Here is an 18,116-nt window from a genome sequence, read left to right as displayed (position 1 = left end):
ATGGCCACCCTGTGGTACCTGGTTCGGCGCGTGGCGCAGGCCGTGCTGGTGATCTTCCTGGTCACCATCGTGGTCTTCGGCCTGCTCCACGCGCTGCCGGGCGGGCCCGCCCGCGGCATCCTCGGCGCGCAGGCCACCGCCCAGCAGATCGCGACGTTCAACCACGAGCAGGGGTTGGACAAGCCCCTCGTCGCGCAGTACTTCTACTACCTGCGCACGCTGCTGCACGGTGACCTCGGCACCTCGTACACGCTGAACGAACCGGTGTCGACGCTGATCGTGCAGCGGTTGCCGAAGACGCTGGTGCTGACGGTGCTGTCGGCCATCGTCGGGCTGCTGCTCGCGATCCCGCTCGGCATGTGGCAGGCGGTGCGGCGCAACAAGCCGTTCGACTACGCGATCACCACGCTCAGCTTCGTCGCCTACGCGACCCCGGTGTACTTCTTCGGGCTGATCCTGGTGCTGGTGTTCAGCCAGGCGCTGCGCTGGTTCCCGTCCCAGGCACCACAGGGCGACACCCTCGGCCAGGTGCTGGCGAACCCGGCCGGGCTGGTACTTCCGGTCGTCGCCGGCGCCGCCTCGATGGTCGCCGTGTTCAGCCGGTACATGCGCTCGGCGACGCTGGAGAACCTCGCCGAGGACTACGTGCGTACCGCGAAGGCCGGCGGCGCCCGGCAGCGCGCGATCCTGTGGCGGCACGTGTTCCGCAACTCGCTCACCCCGGTCGTCGCGATGCTCGGCTACTACGTACCGGTGCTGTTCGGTGGGGCGCTGGTGGTCGAGCAGCTGTTCAACTATCCGGGCATGGGGCTGCTGTTCTGGAGCGCCGCCCAGTCGTCGGACTATCCGGTACTGCTGGGCTGCGTGCTGGTCATCTCGGTCGCCACCGTGGTCGGCACCCTGCTCGCCGACATCGTGCAGCGTGTCGTCGACCCCCGAGTCGTGGCGGGAAAGTCATGACCGAACTTCTCTTCGATGGCACCGGACCTCGCGGGGTCCTCCGGTGCGAGCCCGCCGACAGTCCGACCCGGGAGGTGTGCCGATGACCGCGATCGCGGAGCAGTTGCCGGTGGCCGAGGGTGTCACCGGGCTGCGGCTGGTGGTCCGGCGGTTCCTGCGCAACAAGCTCGCCGTGGTCGGCCTGGCCGTCGTGGTGCTGTTCGTGCTGTTCTGCTTCGTCGGGCCGTACCTGTACCACACCGACCAGACGCACACCGCGCTGGACGCGGTGAACCAGCCGCCCAGCGGCCGGCACCCGCTCGGTACCGACGCGGTCGGGCACGACGAGCTCGGCCGCCTGATGTACGGCGGGGGAGTCTCGCTGCTCGTCGGGCTCGCCGCCGGCGCGCTCGCCACCATCATCGGGATGCTGTGGGGCGCGGTCGCCGGGTACGCCGGCGGTTGGGTCGACGCGGCGATGATGCGCGTGGTGGACGCCGGCATCGCCATCCCGGCGCTGTTCGTCCTGCTGGTCATCTCGGCGATCGTCAGCCCCGGCATCTGGGGCATGGTGGCGATCCTCGGCCTGGTGTCCTGGCTGGTGCCGTCCCGGCTGATCCGGGCCGAGACGCTGACGCTGAAGAACCGGGACTACGTGCTGACGCTGCGGGCCATCGGCGGCACGCACACCCGGGCGATCTCCCGGCACATCCTGCCGAACTCGGTGTCCACGATCGTGGTCGCCGCGACCTTCCAGGTCGCCGACGCCATCATGCTCGTGGCGTACGTGTCGTACCTGGGGCTCGGTGTCCGGCCACCGGAGACCGACTGGGGCGGGATGCTGTCGGCCGGGCTGACCGCCGTCTACTCCGGGCGGTGGTGGCTGATCGTGCCGCCCGGCCTCGCCGTGATCCTGGTCGTCTGCGCGTTCAACGCGATCGGCGACGGCCTGCGGGACGCCTTCGACGTACGGGGACGCTCATGACGGGATCCATTCTGGACGTGGCCGATCTCGGCGTCACGTTCCGCACCGAGACCGGCGAGGTCCCGGCGGTACGGGGGGTCTCGCTCACCGTGGCGCCGGGGGAGACGCTGGCGCTGGTCGGCGAGTCCGGTTCGGGCAAGTCGACGGTGGCGCTGGCCGCGATGGGGCTGCTGCCCGGCAACGCCCGGGTGACCGGCCGCGCCGCGATCGGCGGTACCGACATCGTCGGCGCCGGGCCCGGTGCCGGCGCCGCGGTGGATCTCAGCACGCTGCGCGGTCGTACCGCGTCGATGGTGTTCCAGGAGCCGGCGACGGCGCTGGACCCGCTGACCCGGGTCGGCGCGCAGATCGTCGAGGTGATCCGCAACCACCGGTCGGTGTCGCGGTCGGCCGCCCGGCAGGAGGCGGTCGAGCTGCTGCGCCGGGTCGGCATTCCGGATCCGGCGCAGCGGGCCACGGCCTACCCGTTCCAGCTGTCCGGCGGGCAGCGGCAGCGGGTGGTGATCGCGATGGCGATCGCCAACAACCCGAGCCTGCTGATCGCCGACGAACCGACCACCGCGCTGGATGTCACGGTGCAGGCCGAGATCCTCGACCTGTTGCGCGACCTCGCCGCCGACACCGGGACCGGCGTGCTGCTGGTGACGCACAACATGGGCGTGGTGGCCGACTTCGCCGACCGGGTGGCGGTGATGCTGTCCGGCGAGATCGTCGAGACCGGCCCGGTGGAGCAGGTGCTGCTGCGCCCCGAGCACGAGTACACCCAGCGGCTGCTCGCCGCGGTGCCGCGGCTGGCGGTCGCGGAGCAGGGTGAGACCGCCGGTACGCCACCGGCTGCCAGCACCGAACCGGCCGCGGAGGGGTCGGCCGGCGAATCGGTGGTGCAGCTGCGTGACGTGTCGGTGGTGTTCGGTCGCGGTGGCCGCGCGGTGCGCGCCCTGGACCGGGTGTCGATCGAGGTACGGGCGGGGGAGACGGTCGGCCTGGTGGGGGAGTCCGGCTCCGGCAAGTCGACCGCGGCCCGGGTCGCGCTCGGGCTGATCGCGCCGTCCGCCGGGACCGTCTCGCTGTTCGGCGCCGATTTGCGCCGCACCCGCGGCCGGTCCCGCCGGCGCCTGCGCGCCGGCATCGGCGTGGTGCTCCAGGACCCGGTGGCGTCGCTGGATGCCCGGATGAGCGTGGCGGAGTGCGTCGCCGAGCCGCTGCGGGTGCACCGCTCGATGTCGGGTCGGCAGCGCCGCTCCCGCGTCGAGGAGGTCCTCGACCGGGTCCGGCTGCCGCGCGCGCTGGCGGACCGGGCGCCGCGGGAGCTGTCCGGCGGGCAGCGCCAGCGGGTCTCCCTGGCCCGTGCGCTGGTGCTGGATCCGCGGCTGCTGGTGGCCGATGAACCGACCAGCGCGCTGGACGTCAGCGTGCAGCAGTCGGTGCTGGAGGTGATCGCCGAGCTGCAGGCCGAACTGGGCTTCGCCTGCCTGTTCGTGTCGCACGATCTGGCCGTGGTGCAGCGGTTCGCGGCCCGGGTGGTGGTGTTGCGTGCCGGCCGGATCGAGGAGCAGGGCAGCACCGGCCGCACCCTGCTGCACCCGGAGACCGACTACACCAGGCGGTTGCTCGCCGCGGTGCCAGTACCCGATCCGGCCGTGCAGCGTCGGCGCCGCGCCGCGCGGCAGGCGGTCGCCGGGGCGGGCGCGTGACGGTCCCCGAGGTGTACGCCGGGGTGGACATCGGCGGCACCACGACCCAGGTTGCCCTGTGCGGTGCGGATCTGACGATCCTGTCCCGGGCCGAGCTCGCCACCCCGGCGGCCCGTGGCGGTGCCGCGATGGTCGCCGCGGCGGTCGACGCGGTACGGATGCTGCTGTCCCGCACCCCGGCACGGCTGGTCGGGGTCGGCGTCGGCGCGGCCGGCGTGGTCGACACCCGTACCGGCGAGGTCGTCGCGGCGAGTGACTCGTTCGTCGACTGGGCCGGGTTCCCGGTCGCGGACACGATCGCGACCGACCTCGCGGTACCGGCGTTCCTGGACAACGATGTCAACGCGTTCCTGCGCGGCGAGGCCACCGGCGGCGCCGTCACCGGTGAGCCGGACGTGCTGGGCATGACGCTCGGCACCGGCGTCGGCGGCGCGCTCTGGCTGGACGGCCGGCTGTACGAGGGGCCGCACGGCGCCGCCGGCGAGATCGGCCACGTGCCCGGGTTCGGCGACCTGCCGTGCTCCTGCGGCGGTCACGGGCACCTGGAGACGCTGGCGTCCGGGCGGTCGATCGGCGCCCGCTACGCCGACCGGACCGGTCGGGTGGTCACCGCCCGCGAGGTCGCCCGGGCGGCGGCGGACGGTGACGCCGACGCGCGTGCGGTGTTCGACGCGGCCGGTGCCGGGATCGCCCGGGCGGTGCTGATCGCCGCCGGCGTGTTCGACGTGACCACGGTGGTCGTCGGTGGCGGGGTGAGCGCCGCGTGGTCGCTGCTGGAGCCGCCGATCCGGTCCGCGCTCGCCGCCGAACCGCCGGTCAGCGGCCAGCCGGTACGGCTGGTCCGGGCCGGGCTGGGCAGCGATGCGGTGGTCGTCGGCGCCGCCTCCCGGGTACGTACCGAGCTGGCCGGCACCCGGCGGGAGGCGCCCGTGCGCTGACCGGCCGCCGTGCGAGCGCACCGCGGCGCCGGCCCGGGTCGGCACCAGGCTCCGCGCGCGGCACCCGATCGGCCGGGTGCCGCGCGCGGACTCACTCACACCAGGCAGCGCACGATGGCGCCGGATCCCGCCGGGAGCTGGATCTCGTGCCGGGCGTAGACGAAGCCGGGCGTGGTGGCGAGCGGCACGTCCACCGGGATACCGTGCAGTGCAACGGTTCGCCGCCGATCGGCGAGGTTCACCGCGATCCGGTACGGTCCGCGGTGGACGGTCAGCCAGTCGGCGCCGGTGTCCACCCGTACCTCCGAAAGGCGCGGGTCGGACAGCTCCGGGATCGACCGACGCAGCGCGATCAGCCTGCGGTAGAAGCGGAACATCGCCGCGTGCGCCGGCTCGGCCAGCTCCTCCCAGCGCAGCACGGACGCGGCGAACGTCTCCGGGTCCTGCGGATCGGGCACCTCGCCGGGTGGCCAGCCGTGCGCGGCGAACTCGGCGCGCCGCCCGGCGGCGACGTTCGCGGCGAGTTCCGGCTCCGGGTGGCTGGTGAAGAACTGCCACGGCGAGCCGGCGGCCCACTCCTCGCCCATGAACAGCATCGGCGTGAACGGGGAGGTCAGCATCAGCAGCGCACCGACCCGGCAAAGGCTGTCGGACAGCGTCGCCGAGATCCGGTCGCCGGTGGCCCGGTTGCCGATCTGGTCGTGGTCCTGCAGGAAGACCACGAACCGGTGCCCCGGGGTCGAGCGCCGGTCCACCGGCCGGCCGTGGTGCCGGCGCCGGAAGCTGGACCAGCTGCCGTCGTGGAAGTACGCCCCGGTCAGCACCTTGGCCACGCCCTCGACCGAGCCGAAGTCGGCGTAGTAGCCCTGCCGTTCCCCGGTCAGCAGCGCGTGCACACAGTGGTGCACGTCGTCGTCCCAGGACGCGGCCAGCCCGTACCCGCCGGCCACCCGCGGCGTGATCAGCCGCGGGTCGTTGCGGTCGGACTCGGCGATCAGCGACAGCGGCCGGTTCACCCGGGACGACAGCGCGTCGACCTCGGATGCCAGCTCCTCCAGCAGATGCAGCGCGCGGTCGTCGGCCAGCGCGTGCACCGCGTCGAGCCGCAGCCCGTCGAGATGGTAGTCGCGCAACCACATCAGCGCGTTGTCCACGATGTAGCGGCGCACCTCGTCGGAGTCCGGGCCGTCCAGGTTGACCAGCTCACCCCAGGTGTTGCGGCCGGCCTTCAGGTAGGGCCCGAAGCGGGGCAGGTAGTTGCCGGACGGCCCGAGGTGGTTGTACACCACGTCGAGCACGACGCCGAGGCCGCGCGCGTGGCAGGCGTCGACCAGCCGCTTCAGCCCGTCGGGCCCGCCGTACGGCTCGTGCACCGCGTACCACAGCACGCCGTCGTAACCCCAGTTGCGCGGCCCGTTGAACGCGTTGACCGGCAGCACCTCCACCAGGTCGACGCCGAGATCCACCAGGTGATCCAGCCGGTCGATCGCGGCATCGAAGGTGCCGCCCGGGGTGAACGTACCGACGTGCAGCTCGTACAGCACGCTGCCGGGCAGCGGCCGACCGGTCCACCCCTCGTCGGTCCAGCCGAACGCGTCCTGGTCGTAGGTCGCGGACAGCTCGTGCACGCCGTCCGGCTGCCGGACCGAGCGCGGATCGGGCAGCGCGTTCTCGTCGTCGTCGAGCAGGAACCCGTAGCGGGTGCCGGCCGGCAGCTCGGCCAGCTCCAGCCGCCACCAGCCGTCCGGCCCACCGGCCAGCTCGTGCACCTCGTCGGCCGCCGCCGACAGCTCGCCGGCCGCGCCGGTCGGCTGCTCGGCGGGTGGGCAGAGCCGCACCCGCACCCGGGACACGGCCGGTGCCCACACCTCGAACGCCGTCACCGGAGCATCATCGCATGATCACCATCGGTACCGCCGAACGCGAGTGGCGCGCGTCGGCGCGGGGTGCCTCGCGGGCCGGCCGCGGTCGGGGCCGGCCGCCGCGGCGCGGCCCGTCGCGCGAGCCGGCGACCTGCCCGACCGGCGTGGCGGCGTGGCCGGCTCAGTGGCCGTCGGTACCGAGCAGCAGTCGCCAGCCCGGCGCGTACGTGCCGTGCAGCACCAGCGAGGCGGCGCCGACCGCGCCGGCGTCCGGCCCGACCAGGCTGTCCTCGATGGCCACCGTACGCACCCGGCGGGCGATCGACTGGCCGTTGACCTGCCGGTCGATCTCGGCGCGGACCGGCTCGGCGAAGCCGGGTGGGGCGTTGCCGCCGAGCACCACCCGGGACACGTCGAGCAGGTTGACCGCGCTCAGCGCCGCCTGGCCGACCCGCTCGGCGGCCACCCGTACGGTCTCGGCGGCGGCCGGGTCGCTGGCACCGGCGGCGCGGCACAGCAGGTCGTAGTCGGCCCGGATCCGGTCCGGCTGCAGCGACAGCCCGATCCGGTTCGCGGCGCGGCGACCGCACCGCTCGACCAGATCGGCCACCATCGCGGCCGGCGAGCAGTGCGCCTCCAGGCAGCCCCGGGCGCCGCACCGGCAGGGCCGCCCGTCCGGCACCACGATGAGGTGGCCGATCTCGCCGGCGTTGCCGGAGTCGCCGCGCAGCACCCGGTCCCAGTGCACGACGCCGGCGCCGATGCCGGTACCGAGGTAGAGGAACAGGAAGCTGCCGGCGCGCTCCGCCCCGCCGGCCCACCGTTCGCCGACCGCGGCGGCGGTGGCGTCGTTGTCCACCACAGTGGACAGTCCGGTCGCGGTGTGCAGCGCGTCGCGCAGCGCGACCTGGTGCCAGCCGGCCAGGTTCGGCGGCTCGACCACCAGCCCGTGCCGGGTGTCCAGCGGTCCGGGCACGGCGACGCCCAGCCCGAGGATGCGCCCGCGGGGTACGCCGGCCTGCTCGACGGCGCGGTCGACGGCCCGGGACACGACTCCCACCAGCCGGGTCGGGTCGCCGGCGGACGCGAGGCGGCGCCGGTGCCGGTGCACGGTGCCGCCGGCCAGGTCGACCACTGCGGTGACCATCGCGTCCGGGTCGAGGTGCACCCCGACCGAGAAGTACGCGTCGGTACGGATGGTCAGCAGGGTGCGGCGCTTGCCGCCGCTGGACGGGGCGCGACCGGTCTCGGCGATCAGCCCGGCCGCGAGCAGCCGCCGGACGATGTTGGAGACGGTCTGGGTGGTCAGGCCGGTCATGGCGGCCAGCTCCACCCGGCTGATCCCGGCGGCTTCCCGGATCGCGTCCAGCACGACCGCCTGGTTGTAGCCACCGACCCGGGGCAGGTTGGTGCCGCTGCGCGTCTGCGTGACTGCTTCCGGTAGCGCCCGGGTCACCGGTTGGCCGCCGTCGTCAGGTCGAGTCCGGGAAGTCATTGACTTAGTTAATCCAATGGTTTTACTTTCGTGCAACACGGTTGGCATGACCGACATGGGAACCATCCACGACGCGGCGCTCCGGCTGCCGCGCCCGGTAGTTGGTGCCCTCGCGTGACACGTTGAGCGGACGGTCCACATCGCACTCGGTTCCCGGCCGCTCGGGAAAGGACCATCATGCGGTTCCGAAAGCTCGCGACGCTCGCCCTCACCGGCGCCGTGATCGCGCCGCTGCTGGCGGCGTGCGGCTCGTCCGGTGACTCGAAGAACGAGATCAAGATCGCCTACCAGCGGTCCACCGACAACAACAGCCGGATCATGGACAACTTCCTCGCCGGGGTGAAGAAGCAGTTCGAGAAGGCGAACCCGGGCAAGAAGGTCAATCTCATCCCGATCCAGGCGACGGAGAACGACTACTACACCAAGCTCGACCTGATGATGAAGTCGCCGCGTACCGCGCCCGATCTCGCGTACGAGGACACCTTCCTGATCAACTCCGACATCAAGGCCGGCTTCCTGCGCCCGCTCGACGCCAACGTCAAGTCCTGGGACCAGTGGAGCCAGTTCCAGGACACCGCGAAGGCGTCGGTCACCGGCCTGGACGGCAAGGTGTACGGGGTGCCGGACGGCACCGACACCCGCGGGATCTGGTACGACAAGCGGGTTTTCGCCAAGGCCGGCCTGCCCACGAACTGGGAGCCGAAGTCCTGGAACGACCTGCTCGCCGCCGCCCGCCAGATCAAGAAGAAGGCGCCCGGCGTCATCCCGATGAGCATCTACACCGGGAAGGCCAGCGGTGAGGCCTCCAGCATGCAGGGCTTCGAGATGCTGCTCTACGGCACCAACGACCAGCTCTACAACGACCAGCAGAAGAAGTGGGTGGTCGGCAGCAAGGGCTTCCAGGACTCGATGAACTTCCTGAAGACCGTCTACTCCACCGGTCTCGGCCCGAAGCCGTCGCAGGCGCTGGACGCCAACATCAGCACCAACATCAACACCGACTGGTTCCCGAACCAGAAGATCGGGTTCTCCATCGACGGTTCGTGGACGGCCAACAACTGGATCTCCACCGGCCCCAAGCCGTGGAAGGACTGGACGAAGAACATCGGCTGGACCGCGATGCCAACGCAGAACGGCCAGGCGCCCGGCAAGACCAGCATGTCCGGCGGCTGGAGCTGGGCGATCACCAAGAACGCCAAGAACCCCACGCTCGCCTGGAAGTTCATCACCGCGATGCAGACCGAGAAGAACGCGGTCAGCTACGACAACGCGTCGCAGAACATCGCCGTGCGCAAGGACGTCGCCGCCGACGCGAAGTACCAGAACTCCTCGCCGACGGTGAAGTTCTTCACCGACCTGGTCGCGGACACCCACTACCGGCCCGCCTACGCGGAGTACCCGAAGGTCTCCACGGTGATCCAGGAGCAGATGGAGGCGGTGACGACCGGCAGTTCCAGCCCGGCCAAGGCTTCCGCCGACTATGACAAGGCGGTCGCCGACATCGTCGGCAACAACACGACCAAGGACTCGGGCCCGGCGAAATGACCGCGAGCGCGACGGCCGAACGGACCCCCGCGGCGCCGGAGACCTCCGGCGCCGCGCGGGGCACGATGCGCGGCAGGACGATCGTTCGCGGCCTGCCGCTGCTGCCCGCGGTGGTGCTGCTGCTGATCTTCCTGGCCGGGCCGATCATCTACTGCATCTACTACGCGTTCACCGACATGCAGCTGACCGGCGCGACCACGACGAACTTCGTGGGGCTGGCCAACTTCCGCAAGGCGTTCGGTGACGACCAGTTCTACAACGCGATCCTGCAGACGCTGATCTTCACGGTGCTGTCGGCGATCGTCGGACAGAACCTGCTGGGTCTGGCCATCGCGCTGCTGTTCCGGTTGGCCACCAAGGTGCTGCGGTCGATCGTCGGTGCCCTGGTGATCGCCGCGTGGGTGGTACCGGAGATCGTCGCCGGCTACCTGATGTACGCGTTCTTCCGGGACGAGGGCAGCCTCAACGAGATCCTGAAGTTCCTGCACCTGCCGCAGCAGAACTGGCTCTACACGCTGCCGATCCTGGCGGTGTCGCTGGCCAACGTCTGGCGCGGTACCGCGTTCTCGATGCTGGTCTACTCGGCCGCCCTGGCCGAGGTACCGGCCGAGCTGACCGAGGCCGCGGCGATGGACGGTGCCGGTGTGTGGCAGCGGTTCTGGCACGTCACGCTGCCCACCATCCGGCGGTCGGTGGCGACCAACCTGATGCTGATCACGTTGCAGACGTTGTCGGTGTTCGGGCTGATCTTCGCGATGACCAAGGGTGGCCCGAGCAACAAGAGCACGACGCTGCCGATCTACACGTACCAGACCGCGCTGCAGAACTACGAGATCGGTTACGGCACCGCGATGGCACTGGTACTGCTGGTCATCGGTGCCCTGTTCTCGCTGGTCTACCTGCGGGCGTTGCGACCGGAGGCGGACTGATGGCCAAGTCGGTACAGGCGGCGGGCAAGGTCGCCGCGAACGTCGCGCTCGCCGGCATCGGCATCGCGTTCCTGGTGCCGTTGCTGTGGGTGCTCACCACCTCGGTGGCGCAGGGCCAGACGTTGAAGGTGGAGTGGCCGAAGCACCTCACCGGCGCCAACTTCGCCCACGTGACCACGGTGGACATCCTGTTCCGGCCGCTGCTCAACGGGTTGGTGCTGTGTGGCGGCGGCACCCTGATCACGGTCGTGGTGGCGATCCTCGCCGCGTATCCGTTGTCGCGCTACCGATCCCGGCTCAAGCGGCCGTTCCTGCTCACGATCCTGTTCACCACCGGGCTGCCGATCACCGCGATCATGATCCCGGTGTACGCGATGTTCACCCAGCTCAACCTGATCGACCAGATGTGGTCGGCGACGGTGTTCATGGGGTCGACGGCGCTGCCGTTCGGGATCTGGCTGATGAAGAACTTCATGGACAGCGTGCCGGTGGAGCTGGAGGAGGTGGCCTGGACCGACGGGGCGAGCTCGATGGCGACGCTGCGCCGGATCGTGCTGCCGCTGATGTGGCCGGGCGTGATCGTGGTGACGATCTTCACCTTCATCGGCATGTGGGGCAACTTCTTCGTGCCGTTCATCCTGCTGATCGATCCGAACCAGCTGCCGGCCTCGGTCAGCATCTTCACGTTCTTCGATCCGCAGCACGGCGGGGTGCAGTACGGCCAGCTGGCCGCGTTCTCGATCTTCTACTGCATCCCGGTGGCGGTGCTGTACCTGGTGATGTCGCGAAAGCTGTCCGGCTCGTTCGCGCTGGGCGGTGCGCTGAAGGGCTGACGCGGGCGGGGTGGGGCCGGGCGACGACCGGGCCCCACCCGTCGCGGCTTCGCTCAGCGGTAGCCGTAGCGGCGCCAGTTGTCGAGGACGCGCTGCTGGATCTCGGCCGGCCAGCCGTGCTCGAAACTGCCCTTGACCGGACGCTCCTCCTTCTCGAAGCGGTCGGCGAGCAGGCAGTTGTAGATCACCTTGCCGGCGTTGTAGGTGTGCCGCTCGGACTCGTCCAGGTAGACCGACAGCGCGGCGGTGGGCCGGTGCGGGAAGTGGATCTCACCGTGCTCGGGGTGCGTGCGGGTCGCGAACGCCCAGACGACCTCGTCCACCTTGGTGATGTCGATGTCGTCCTCGACCAGCAGCACCTTCGGCACCCCGAAACCGGCCTTGCCGGCGAAGACCACCTCGCCGATCCGCTGCGCCAGCTGCTCGGAGCTCAGCCCGGTCTCCTCGTGCCACTCCGGCCGGACCGACACGATCAGCCAGTGCAGCGCCGACTCGTACGAGAACCAGGTGGACGCGACCGGCAGGCCCGCCAGGCGCAGCTGGTGCAGGATCTCGGCCGCGTGCATGGTGCCGGTACCGGTGTGGTCCTCCTCGACCGGCGGTCCGGCGGCCACCACCGGCAGGATGGCGCCGTCGCGGTGGGTGATGGCAGTGACGGTGAACAGCGGTTTGGGGGAGGCGTCGTGCGCGTTGTACCCCGGGTACTCGTTCATCGGCCCCTCCATCGCCTCGTCGTCGAGCGCGATGTGGCCCTCGATGACGATCTCGGCGGTGGCGGGTACCGGCAGGTCGACGGTCTCGGCCGGGACCACCTCGACGCCCTCGCCGAACAGGGCGCCGACGAAGTGGGACTCGTCGGCGTCCTCGGGCAGTGGCATCGCACCGGCGTAGGGCAGTGCGGGTTCGACGCCGAGCGCCAGCACGATCGGCATCGGCTTGCCCAGCTTGGCCCACTTGGCGCGGATGATGCCCAGGTGCTGCGGCGGCGGGATCAGGCAGGCGAGCGTGTCCCGGCCGGCGATCATCATGCGGTTGATCGACCAGTTCGTCCACGAGCCGTCCGGGGTGGCGACGATGTTCATCCCGTAGGTCTGGATGTACCGGCCACCGTCGTTGCCGTGGATCAGCGGGGTGGGGAACCGCAGCAGGTCGATGTCGTCGCCGCGCAGCACGTTCTGCTTGCACGGCGCCGTCTCGGCGGCGACCGGCACCGGGGGGACGCCCGGCCGTCGGCGCGCGGCGACGATTGCCTCCATGATGTCCCGGCCGGCGGCGTCGGCGGGCAGCCCCAGGGCGAGGGCGATGCGCGCGAGGGGGTGTTCGGGGTTGCTCAGGCCGCCGGGCGCGCCGAGCACCCGGAAGCCGCTGTCCTGGTACCCGGTGATGTTGGTGCACAGCGGGGCCGGTGCGCGCAGGTCGTACGAGCGACGGATGATCGCGCCGATCTCCAGGTTCCAGTCGACCTCGGCGTCGATCTGCTGGATCTCGCCGATCGCGGCCAGCTCGTCGATGAAGTCGCGCAGGCTGCGCAGATGTGTCATGACGGAAATGCTCCTGAGGGTGCGGGGCCGAAGATCGGGCCCTGGTCGGATGTCGCGCCGTCCCGCGTCGAGGTCGGCTGCGACGGGGTCGGCTGGTGCCGGTGCCCGGCGCTGACCTCGCCCCAGCGGGGCTGGTCGCCGATGTCGATGCCGAGCAGGTCCAGGGCTCGGGCGGCGCTGTGGGTGACCAGCTCGTCGACGGTGGCGGGCCGGAGATAGAAGGCCGGTACCGGCGGCATGACGATGCCCCCCGCCTCGGTGACGGCGGTCATGGCGCGCAGGTGGGTGAGCGACAGCGGCGTTTCGCGGACCATCAGGACCAGCCGGCGGCGCTCCTTGAGGGTGACGTCGGCGGCGCGGGTCAGCAGGTTGTCGCCCGTCCCGTAGCCGACCGCGGCGAGCGTACGGGCCGAGCACGGCGCCACCAGCATGCCGTCGACGGGGAAGGAGCCGGAGGCGATCGCGGCGCCGATGTCGGCCGGGCGGTAGGTGACGTCGGCCAGCTCGGCCAGGCCGCGGGCGCTCAGGTCGGTCTCGTGCGCGCGGGTCTGCTGCCCGGCGGGAGTGACCACCAGGTGTGTCTCGACGCCGACGGTACGGGCCAGCTCGAGCACCCGGATGCCGTACGCGATGCCGGTCGCGCCGCTGATCCCCACCACCAGCCGGCGCGGTCGTGGTTCGGTCACCGGAGGGCGTCCCCTGCCACGATGATCATCGATGCTCCACTCTCTGCCCGGACACGCCGCGACCCGGGTGTGCGCGGAGAGTGTGCCGCCGGGGGCGTGTCCGAGTAAACCTGTCACGCACACAACGGGGTCGGCAACCGGACGTTGGTGCGCTGACCTGGGCATACCCTCAGGACAGCGGCTTACCAGGCGTGCCGTTTCAGGACCTTTGTTGCTCCTATGGACTTTTTTGTTGATTTAACTGCTTGATACTGATTCAGTGTGGCGAGCTGGTGCCATGACGCATCTCCGCCATCTGGCAGACATTGAATGCCTACCCATAGCTTCGGAATTGTTACCGGCAGCCCGGTAACAAACCGGGTCGTTGATCGCTACGGGGACCCCTCACCTCAAAGGCGACAACTCCGTGCAGCGAGGCTGGGAGGACCTTGATGCACAGTAAGAGAACGCTGCACCGACGCGTGAGAGCCGGCATGTACGGCCTCGCCGTCGCCTCGGCGGTGGCACTGGGCGGCCTGGGTACGCAGACCCCGGTACTCGCCGCGCCGTCCGGGGACGCCACCACTGCACGCCCGAACGTGGAGCAGGTCTGCGGGCCGGCCAAGGCCGGCGAGTTCACCTGCTTCTCGTTGCGTCGTACCGATGTGGCCGGTGCGAAGGGCCTGCAGCCGAACGACACCCCGTCCGGGTACGGGCCGACCGACCTGCGCAGCGCCTACAACCTGCCGGACAACGGCGGGGCGGGCCAGACCGTGGCGATCGTCGACGCGTACGACAACCCGAACGCCGAGTCCGACCTCGCGGTCTACCGCGAGCAGTACGGCCTGCCCGCCTGCACCACCGACAACGGGTGCTTCCAGAAGGTGGACCAGCGCGGCGGCACCGACTACCCGAGCCCGGACTCCGGCTGGGCCGGCGAGATCGCCCTCGACCTCGACATGGTCTCCGCGATCGCGCCCAACGCGCACATCCTGCTGGTCGAGGGCGACAGCGCCAACTTCGACGACCTCGGCACCTCGGTCAACACCGCGGTGTCGATGGGCGCCAAGTACGTGTCGAACTCGTACGGCACCGGATACACCTCGCAGCCCGGCAGCGGCGAGTCCGCCGACGAGCTGACCTACGAGGAGGAGTACTACAACCACCCCGGCGTGGCGATCACCGTTTCGTCCGGTGACAGCGACTACGGTGTCGCGTTCCCCGCGGCCTCGCAGTACGTCACCTCGGTCGGCGGCACCTCGCTGGTGCGCGACAACAGCGACCGCGGATGGTCGGAGAGCGTCTGGCACAACTCGTACGGCGGCCCCGGCTCGGGTTGCTCGATGTACGAGCCGAAGCCGGCGTTCCAGCAGGACACCGGCTGTGACATGCGTGCCGTCTCGGACGTGTCCGCGGTCTCCGACCCGGAGACCGGCGTCGCGGTCTACAACAGCTACCAGGCGTCCGGCTGGGCGCAGTACGGCGGCACCAGCGCGGCGTCCCCGATCATCGCCGGGGTCTACGCCACCGCCGGTACCCCGGTCGCGGGCAGCTACCCGAACGCCTACCCGTACACCAACGCCGGTGCGCTCAACGACGTCACCGACGGGGCGAACGGCAGCTGCGACCCGGCATACCTGTGCACCGCCGGTACCGGCTACGACGGGCCGACCGGCCTGGGCACGCCGGACGGACTGGCCGCGTTCCGCAGCGGTCCGCACGGCGTGGTGTCCGGCTCGGTGACCGACGCCGGCAGCGGCTCGGCCATCTCCGGCGCGACCGTCAAGGTCGGCGACAACCAGGCCACCAGCGGCGCGGACGGCAGCTACACGCTGACCCTGCCGCCGGGTGACTACACCGCCACCGCGTCGGCCTACGGCTACCAGGACAAGACCGCGTCGGTCACCGTCGAGGACGGCGGCACCGTCACGGCGAACTTCGCCCTGTCGCCGGTGCAGAAGCACACCGTCACCGGTACCGTCACCGACGGCTCCGGGCACGGCTGGCCGCTGTACTCCAAGGTCACCGTGGACGGCATGCCCGGCGGGCCGGTCTACACCAACCCGTACAACGGCAAGTTCTCCGTCGACCTGCCGGCCGACAAGGACTACACCCTGCACGTCAGCTCCGAGCTGCCGGGCTACACCGGCGTGGACACCGCGGTGCACGTCGGGGATGCCGACGTCCACCACAACGTGCAGCTGCTGACCGACGCGACCACCTGCGCCGCGCCGGGCTACACGAAGAAGTACGACGGCACCAACCAGTCGTTCGACGGCACCACCGCGCCGGACGGTTGGACGGTCACCGACGCCACCGGCGACGGCGGCTGGAGCTTCACCGACGACGGCAACCGGGGCAACAAGACCGGCGGCGACGGCGGCTTCGCCATCATCGACAGCGACCACCTCGGTTCGTCCAAGACCGAGGACACGACGCTGACCTCGCCGGTCACCGACCTGTCCGCGGTGGACTCGCCGGCCGTCGGCTTCGACACGTACTACGACGGCTACTCCAACCAGGTGGCCGACGTGGACGTCTCCGTCGACGGCGGTGCGAACTGGAGCAACGTCTGGCACGAGACCACCGGGATCACCTCCGGTCACCAGGAGGTGCAGGTACCGGAGGCGGCGAACCAGTCCGCGGTGCAGGTCCGGTTCCACTTCACCGGCCACTACGGCTGGTACTGGGAGCTGGACGACGTCTTCGTCGGTGACGCCTACTGCGCGCCGGTGCACGGCGGTCTCGTCGCGGGCCAGGTCAAGGACGCGAACACCGGTGACGGCATCAAGTCCGCCTCGGTGAGCAGCGACGACAAGCCGGCGGAGACCGCGAGTACCACCGACGCGGTCGACGGCGGTTTCTACTGGATGTTCTCCTCGCTGACCGGTGCGCACCCGTTCACCGCCAGCAAGGGCGGCTACCAGTCGGTGTCGCAGTCGGTGTCGGTTGCCACCGACGACGTCACCCGCGCGGACTTCACCCTGACCGCGGGGCAGATCAGCGTCAACAAGACGTCGATCAAGAAGACCGTGGGCTGGGGCGGCACCGCCACCGGCGCCGTCACGGTGACCAACACCGGCGGCCAGCCGGCGACGGTCAAGGTCGGTGAGCAGCCGGGCGGCTTCCAGATGCAGTCGAAGTCGACCGGTGCCCCGCTGCACAAGGTGAAGGCGCACACCACGCCCACCCGGATCGCCGGCACCAAGGGCAAGGCGGAGAACCCGCCGTCCGAGGTACCGGCCGCCGACGACGCCTGGACCACGATCGCGAACGCGCCGACCGCGATCCAGGACAACGCCGTCGGTGTCTACAACGGCAAGGTGTACTCGGCCTTCGGCTACAACGGCTCGGCCGACACGAAGGACCTGTACGTCTACGACCCGTCGGACGGCAGCTGGAGCCAGCTGGCCAGCGCCGCCGACGTGCGCGAGGGCAACCCCGCGCACGGGTTCATCGACGGCAAGTTCTACGTGGTCGGTGGCTGGGGTGCCGACGGCAACCCGGACACCAAGCTGGAGATCTACGACCCGGCGAGCAACAGCTGGTCCACCGGCACGTCGGCACCGTCGATCTACGCCGGTGCGGGTAGCGCGGTGCTGGACGGCAAGCTGTACTCGATCGGTGGCTGCACCAGCACCTGCGGCCAGAAGGCCGTGACGGTGTACGACCCGGCGAGCGACTCGTGGGCGCAGGCGGCGGACTACCCGGAGGCCACCTCGTGGCTGTCGTGTGGCGCGCTGTCCGGCAAGATCTACTGCGCCGGCGGTTCGGCGTCCTCGTCGAGCAAGCACACCTACGCCTACGACCCGGGTGCGGACACCTGGACCCAGGTCGCGGACCTGCCCATCGACCTGTGGGGGTCGGCCTCGACGGCGGCCAACGGGCTGCTGCTGGTCTCGGGTGGTGTCACCGGCAACGGTGCCGCCATCACCAACCAGGGCTACGCCTACAACCCGCAGGACGACTCGTGGAGCCCGCTGCCCAACGCGAACACCTCGCTGTACCGGTCGGGCAGCAGCATCGGGTTCTACGCGATCGGCGGTAACCCCGGCGGTGCGTTCGTGCCGCCGGTGGCCACCTCCGAGGTGCTCGGCGGCTACGACCAGGGTGGGAACTCGGACGTCACCTGGATGTCCCTGAACCGCACGCAGTTCACCCTGGCACCGGGCGAGAGCAAGCGCATCAAGGTGAGCCTGGACGCCTCGGTCCCGGAGATCACCCAGCCCGGCGACTACACCGCGGGCATCGGCCTGAGCACGGACACCCCGTACGGGGTGGCGCCGGTGAAGGTCACGATGCACGTGCAGCCGCCGTCCACCTGGGGCAAGATCACCGGCACCGTGTCCGGCGACGACGGGAAGGGCAACGTCACCCCGCTCGCCGGCGTCACCGTCCAGATCGACAGCTGGACCGCCAGCTACACGCTGAAGACCGACAAGGACGGTCACTACGCGCTGTGGCTGGACTACCGGAACAACCCGCTGACCGTCATCTACGCCAAGGACGGCTACCAGCCGCAGGTGAAGAGCGTGACGATCAAGGAGGGGAAGACGGTAACGGTCTCGATCACGCTGAAGAAGGCATGATCGGCGGCTGTTGACGCACGCAGGGGGCCGGCTCGCCGCAACCGGCGAGCCGGCCCACCGTCACCGCGGGTCCGCCCGGCCCCCAGCGCCGGACGGGCCCG

General features: G+C 70.7%; 12 protein-coding genes. 8 read left to right on the top strand and 4 right to left on the bottom strand.

The window, feature by feature from the left end; all coding sequences use genetic code 11:
• The 4 genes from Athai_RS21850 to Athai_RS21835 all read left to right on the top strand — a co-directional run bounded on the left by Athai_RS21850 (window position 1) and on the right by Athai_RS21835 (window position 4,556).
• Window positions 1-960, top strand: coding sequence for an ABC transporter permease (locus tag Athai_RS21850; protein WP_203963227.1), 960 nt, complete (start codon window positions 1-3; stop codon window positions 958-960).
• A gap of 82 nt (window positions 961-1,042) precedes the next feature.
• Entirely contained in the window at window positions 1,043-1,924 is an 882-nt protein-coding gene (locus tag Athai_RS21845; RefSeq protein WP_203963226.1) for an ABC transporter permease, read from the top strand.
• Window positions 1,921-3,618 carry a dipeptide ABC transporter ATP-binding protein gene (locus Athai_RS21840; RefSeq protein WP_203963225.1) on the top strand — a complete coding sequence of 566 codons (1,698 nt, stop codon included), beginning with the start codon at window positions 1,921-1,923 and terminating at the stop codon, window positions 3,616-3,618. Before Athai_RS21845 ends, Athai_RS21840 begins: the two co-directional genes overlap by 4 nt.
• Window positions 3,615-4,556: an ROK family protein gene (locus Athai_RS21835; RefSeq protein WP_203963224.1), complete on the top strand. Its 942-nt coding sequence runs from the start codon at window positions 3,615-3,617 to the stop codon at window positions 4,554-4,556. Before Athai_RS21840 ends, Athai_RS21835 begins: the two co-directional genes overlap by 4 nt.
• A 95-nt stretch (window positions 4,557-4,651) precedes the next feature.
• Here the strand turns inward: Athai_RS21835 and treZ are convergent, their stop codons facing one another.
• Together treZ and Athai_RS21825 are read right to left on the bottom strand one after the other, a co-directional pair.
• Window positions 4,652-6,439 carry a malto-oligosyltrehalose trehalohydrolase gene (treZ, locus tag Athai_RS21830; RefSeq protein ID WP_203963223.1) on the bottom strand — a complete coding sequence of 596 codons (1,788 nt, stop codon included), beginning with the start codon at window positions 6,437-6,439 and terminating at the stop codon, window positions 4,652-4,654.
• Window positions 6,440-6,599: 160 nt separating this feature from the next.
• Window positions 6,600-7,913, bottom strand: a complete 1,314-nt coding sequence (locus Athai_RS21825) for an ROK family transcriptional regulator (RefSeq protein ID WP_203963222.1) — start codon at window positions 7,911-7,913, stop codon at window positions 6,600-6,602.
• Between the two features lie 177 nt (window positions 7,914-8,090).
• Between Athai_RS21825 and Athai_RS21820 the strand changes: the two genes are divergently transcribed.
• The 3 genes from Athai_RS21820 to Athai_RS21810 are packed head-to-tail and all read left to right on the top strand — an operon-like array spanning window position 8,091 to window position 11,220.
• Entirely contained in the window at window positions 8,091-9,458 is a 1,368-nt protein-coding gene (locus Athai_RS21820; RefSeq protein ID WP_203963221.1) for an extracellular solute-binding protein, read from the top strand.
• The gene (locus Athai_RS21815) at window positions 9,455-10,387 is read left to right on the top strand and encodes a carbohydrate ABC transporter permease (RefSeq protein ID WP_203963220.1); all 933 of its coding nucleotides are present in this window, start codon (window positions 9,455-9,457) and stop codon (window positions 10,385-10,387) included. Before Athai_RS21820 ends, Athai_RS21815 begins: the two co-directional genes overlap by 4 nt.
• A complete protein-coding gene (locus Athai_RS21810) occupies window positions 10,387-11,220 on the top strand; it encodes a carbohydrate ABC transporter permease (protein ID WP_203963219.1) in 834 nt (277 codons plus the stop codon). The genes Athai_RS21815 and Athai_RS21810 overlap by 1 nt, the downstream gene beginning before the upstream one ends.
• A 53-nt stretch (window positions 11,221-11,273) precedes the next feature.
• Here the strand turns inward: Athai_RS21810 and Athai_RS21805 are convergent, their stop codons facing one another.
• A complete protein-coding gene (locus Athai_RS21805; RefSeq protein WP_203963218.1) occupies window positions 11,274-12,761 on the bottom strand; it encodes a UbiD family decarboxylase in 1,488 nt (495 codons plus the stop codon).
• Window positions 12,758-13,447: a UbiX family flavin prenyltransferase gene (locus Athai_RS21800; RefSeq protein ID WP_239157084.1), complete on the bottom strand. Its 690-nt coding sequence runs from the start codon at window positions 13,445-13,447 to the stop codon at window positions 12,758-12,760. The genes Athai_RS21805 and Athai_RS21800 overlap by 4 nt, the downstream gene beginning before the upstream one ends.
• 461 nt (window positions 13,448-13,908) lie before the next feature.
• Between Athai_RS21800 and Athai_RS21795 the strand changes: the two genes are divergently transcribed.
• Entirely contained in the window at window positions 13,909-18,015 is a 4,107-nt protein-coding gene (locus Athai_RS21795) for a carboxypeptidase regulatory-like domain-containing protein (protein WP_239157083.1), read from the top strand.
• The last annotated feature ends 101 nt before the right edge of the window (window positions 18,016-18,116 follow it).

This window comes from Actinocatenispora thailandica, from assembly GCF_016865425.1.
Classification (GTDB): domain Bacteria; phylum Actinomycetota; class Actinomycetes; order Mycobacteriales; family Micromonosporaceae; genus Actinocatenispora; species Actinocatenispora thailandica.
The sequence above is the reverse complement of the archived record's forward strand: the minus strand, read 5'-3'. Positions and strand labels throughout refer to the sequence as shown.

Excerpts from the sequence above, each read along its gene's own strand:
- Athai_RS21840 (WP_203963225.1), top strand. The coding sequence starts at position 1,921 with ATGACGGGATCCATTCTGGACGTGGCCGATCTCGGCGTCACGTTCCGC.
- Athai_RS21850 (WP_203963227.1), top strand. The coding sequence starts at position 1 with ATGGCCACCCTGTGGTACCTGGTTCGGCGCGTGGCGCAGGCCGTGCTG.
- Athai_RS21845 (WP_203963226.1), top strand. The coding sequence starts at position 1,043 with ATGACCGCGATCGCGGAGCAGTTGCCGGTGGCCGAGGGTGTCACCGGG.
- Athai_RS21805 (WP_203963218.1), bottom strand. The coding sequence starts at position 12,761 with ATGACACATCTGCGCAGCCTGCGCGACTTCATCGACGAGCTGGCCGCG.
- Athai_RS21810 (WP_203963219.1), top strand. The coding sequence starts at position 10,387 with ATGGCCAAGTCGGTACAGGCGGCGGGCAAGGTCGCCGCGAACGTCGCG.
- Athai_RS21815 (WP_203963220.1), top strand. The coding sequence starts at position 9,455 with ATGACCGCGAGCGCGACGGCCGAACGGACCCCCGCGGCGCCGGAGACC.
- Athai_RS21825 (WP_203963222.1), bottom strand. The coding sequence starts at position 7,913 with ATGACTTCCCGGACTCGACCTGACGACGGCGGCCAACCGGTGACCCGG.
- Athai_RS21820 (WP_203963221.1), top strand. The coding sequence starts at position 8,091 with ATGCGGTTCCGAAAGCTCGCGACGCTCGCCCTCACCGGCGCCGTGATC.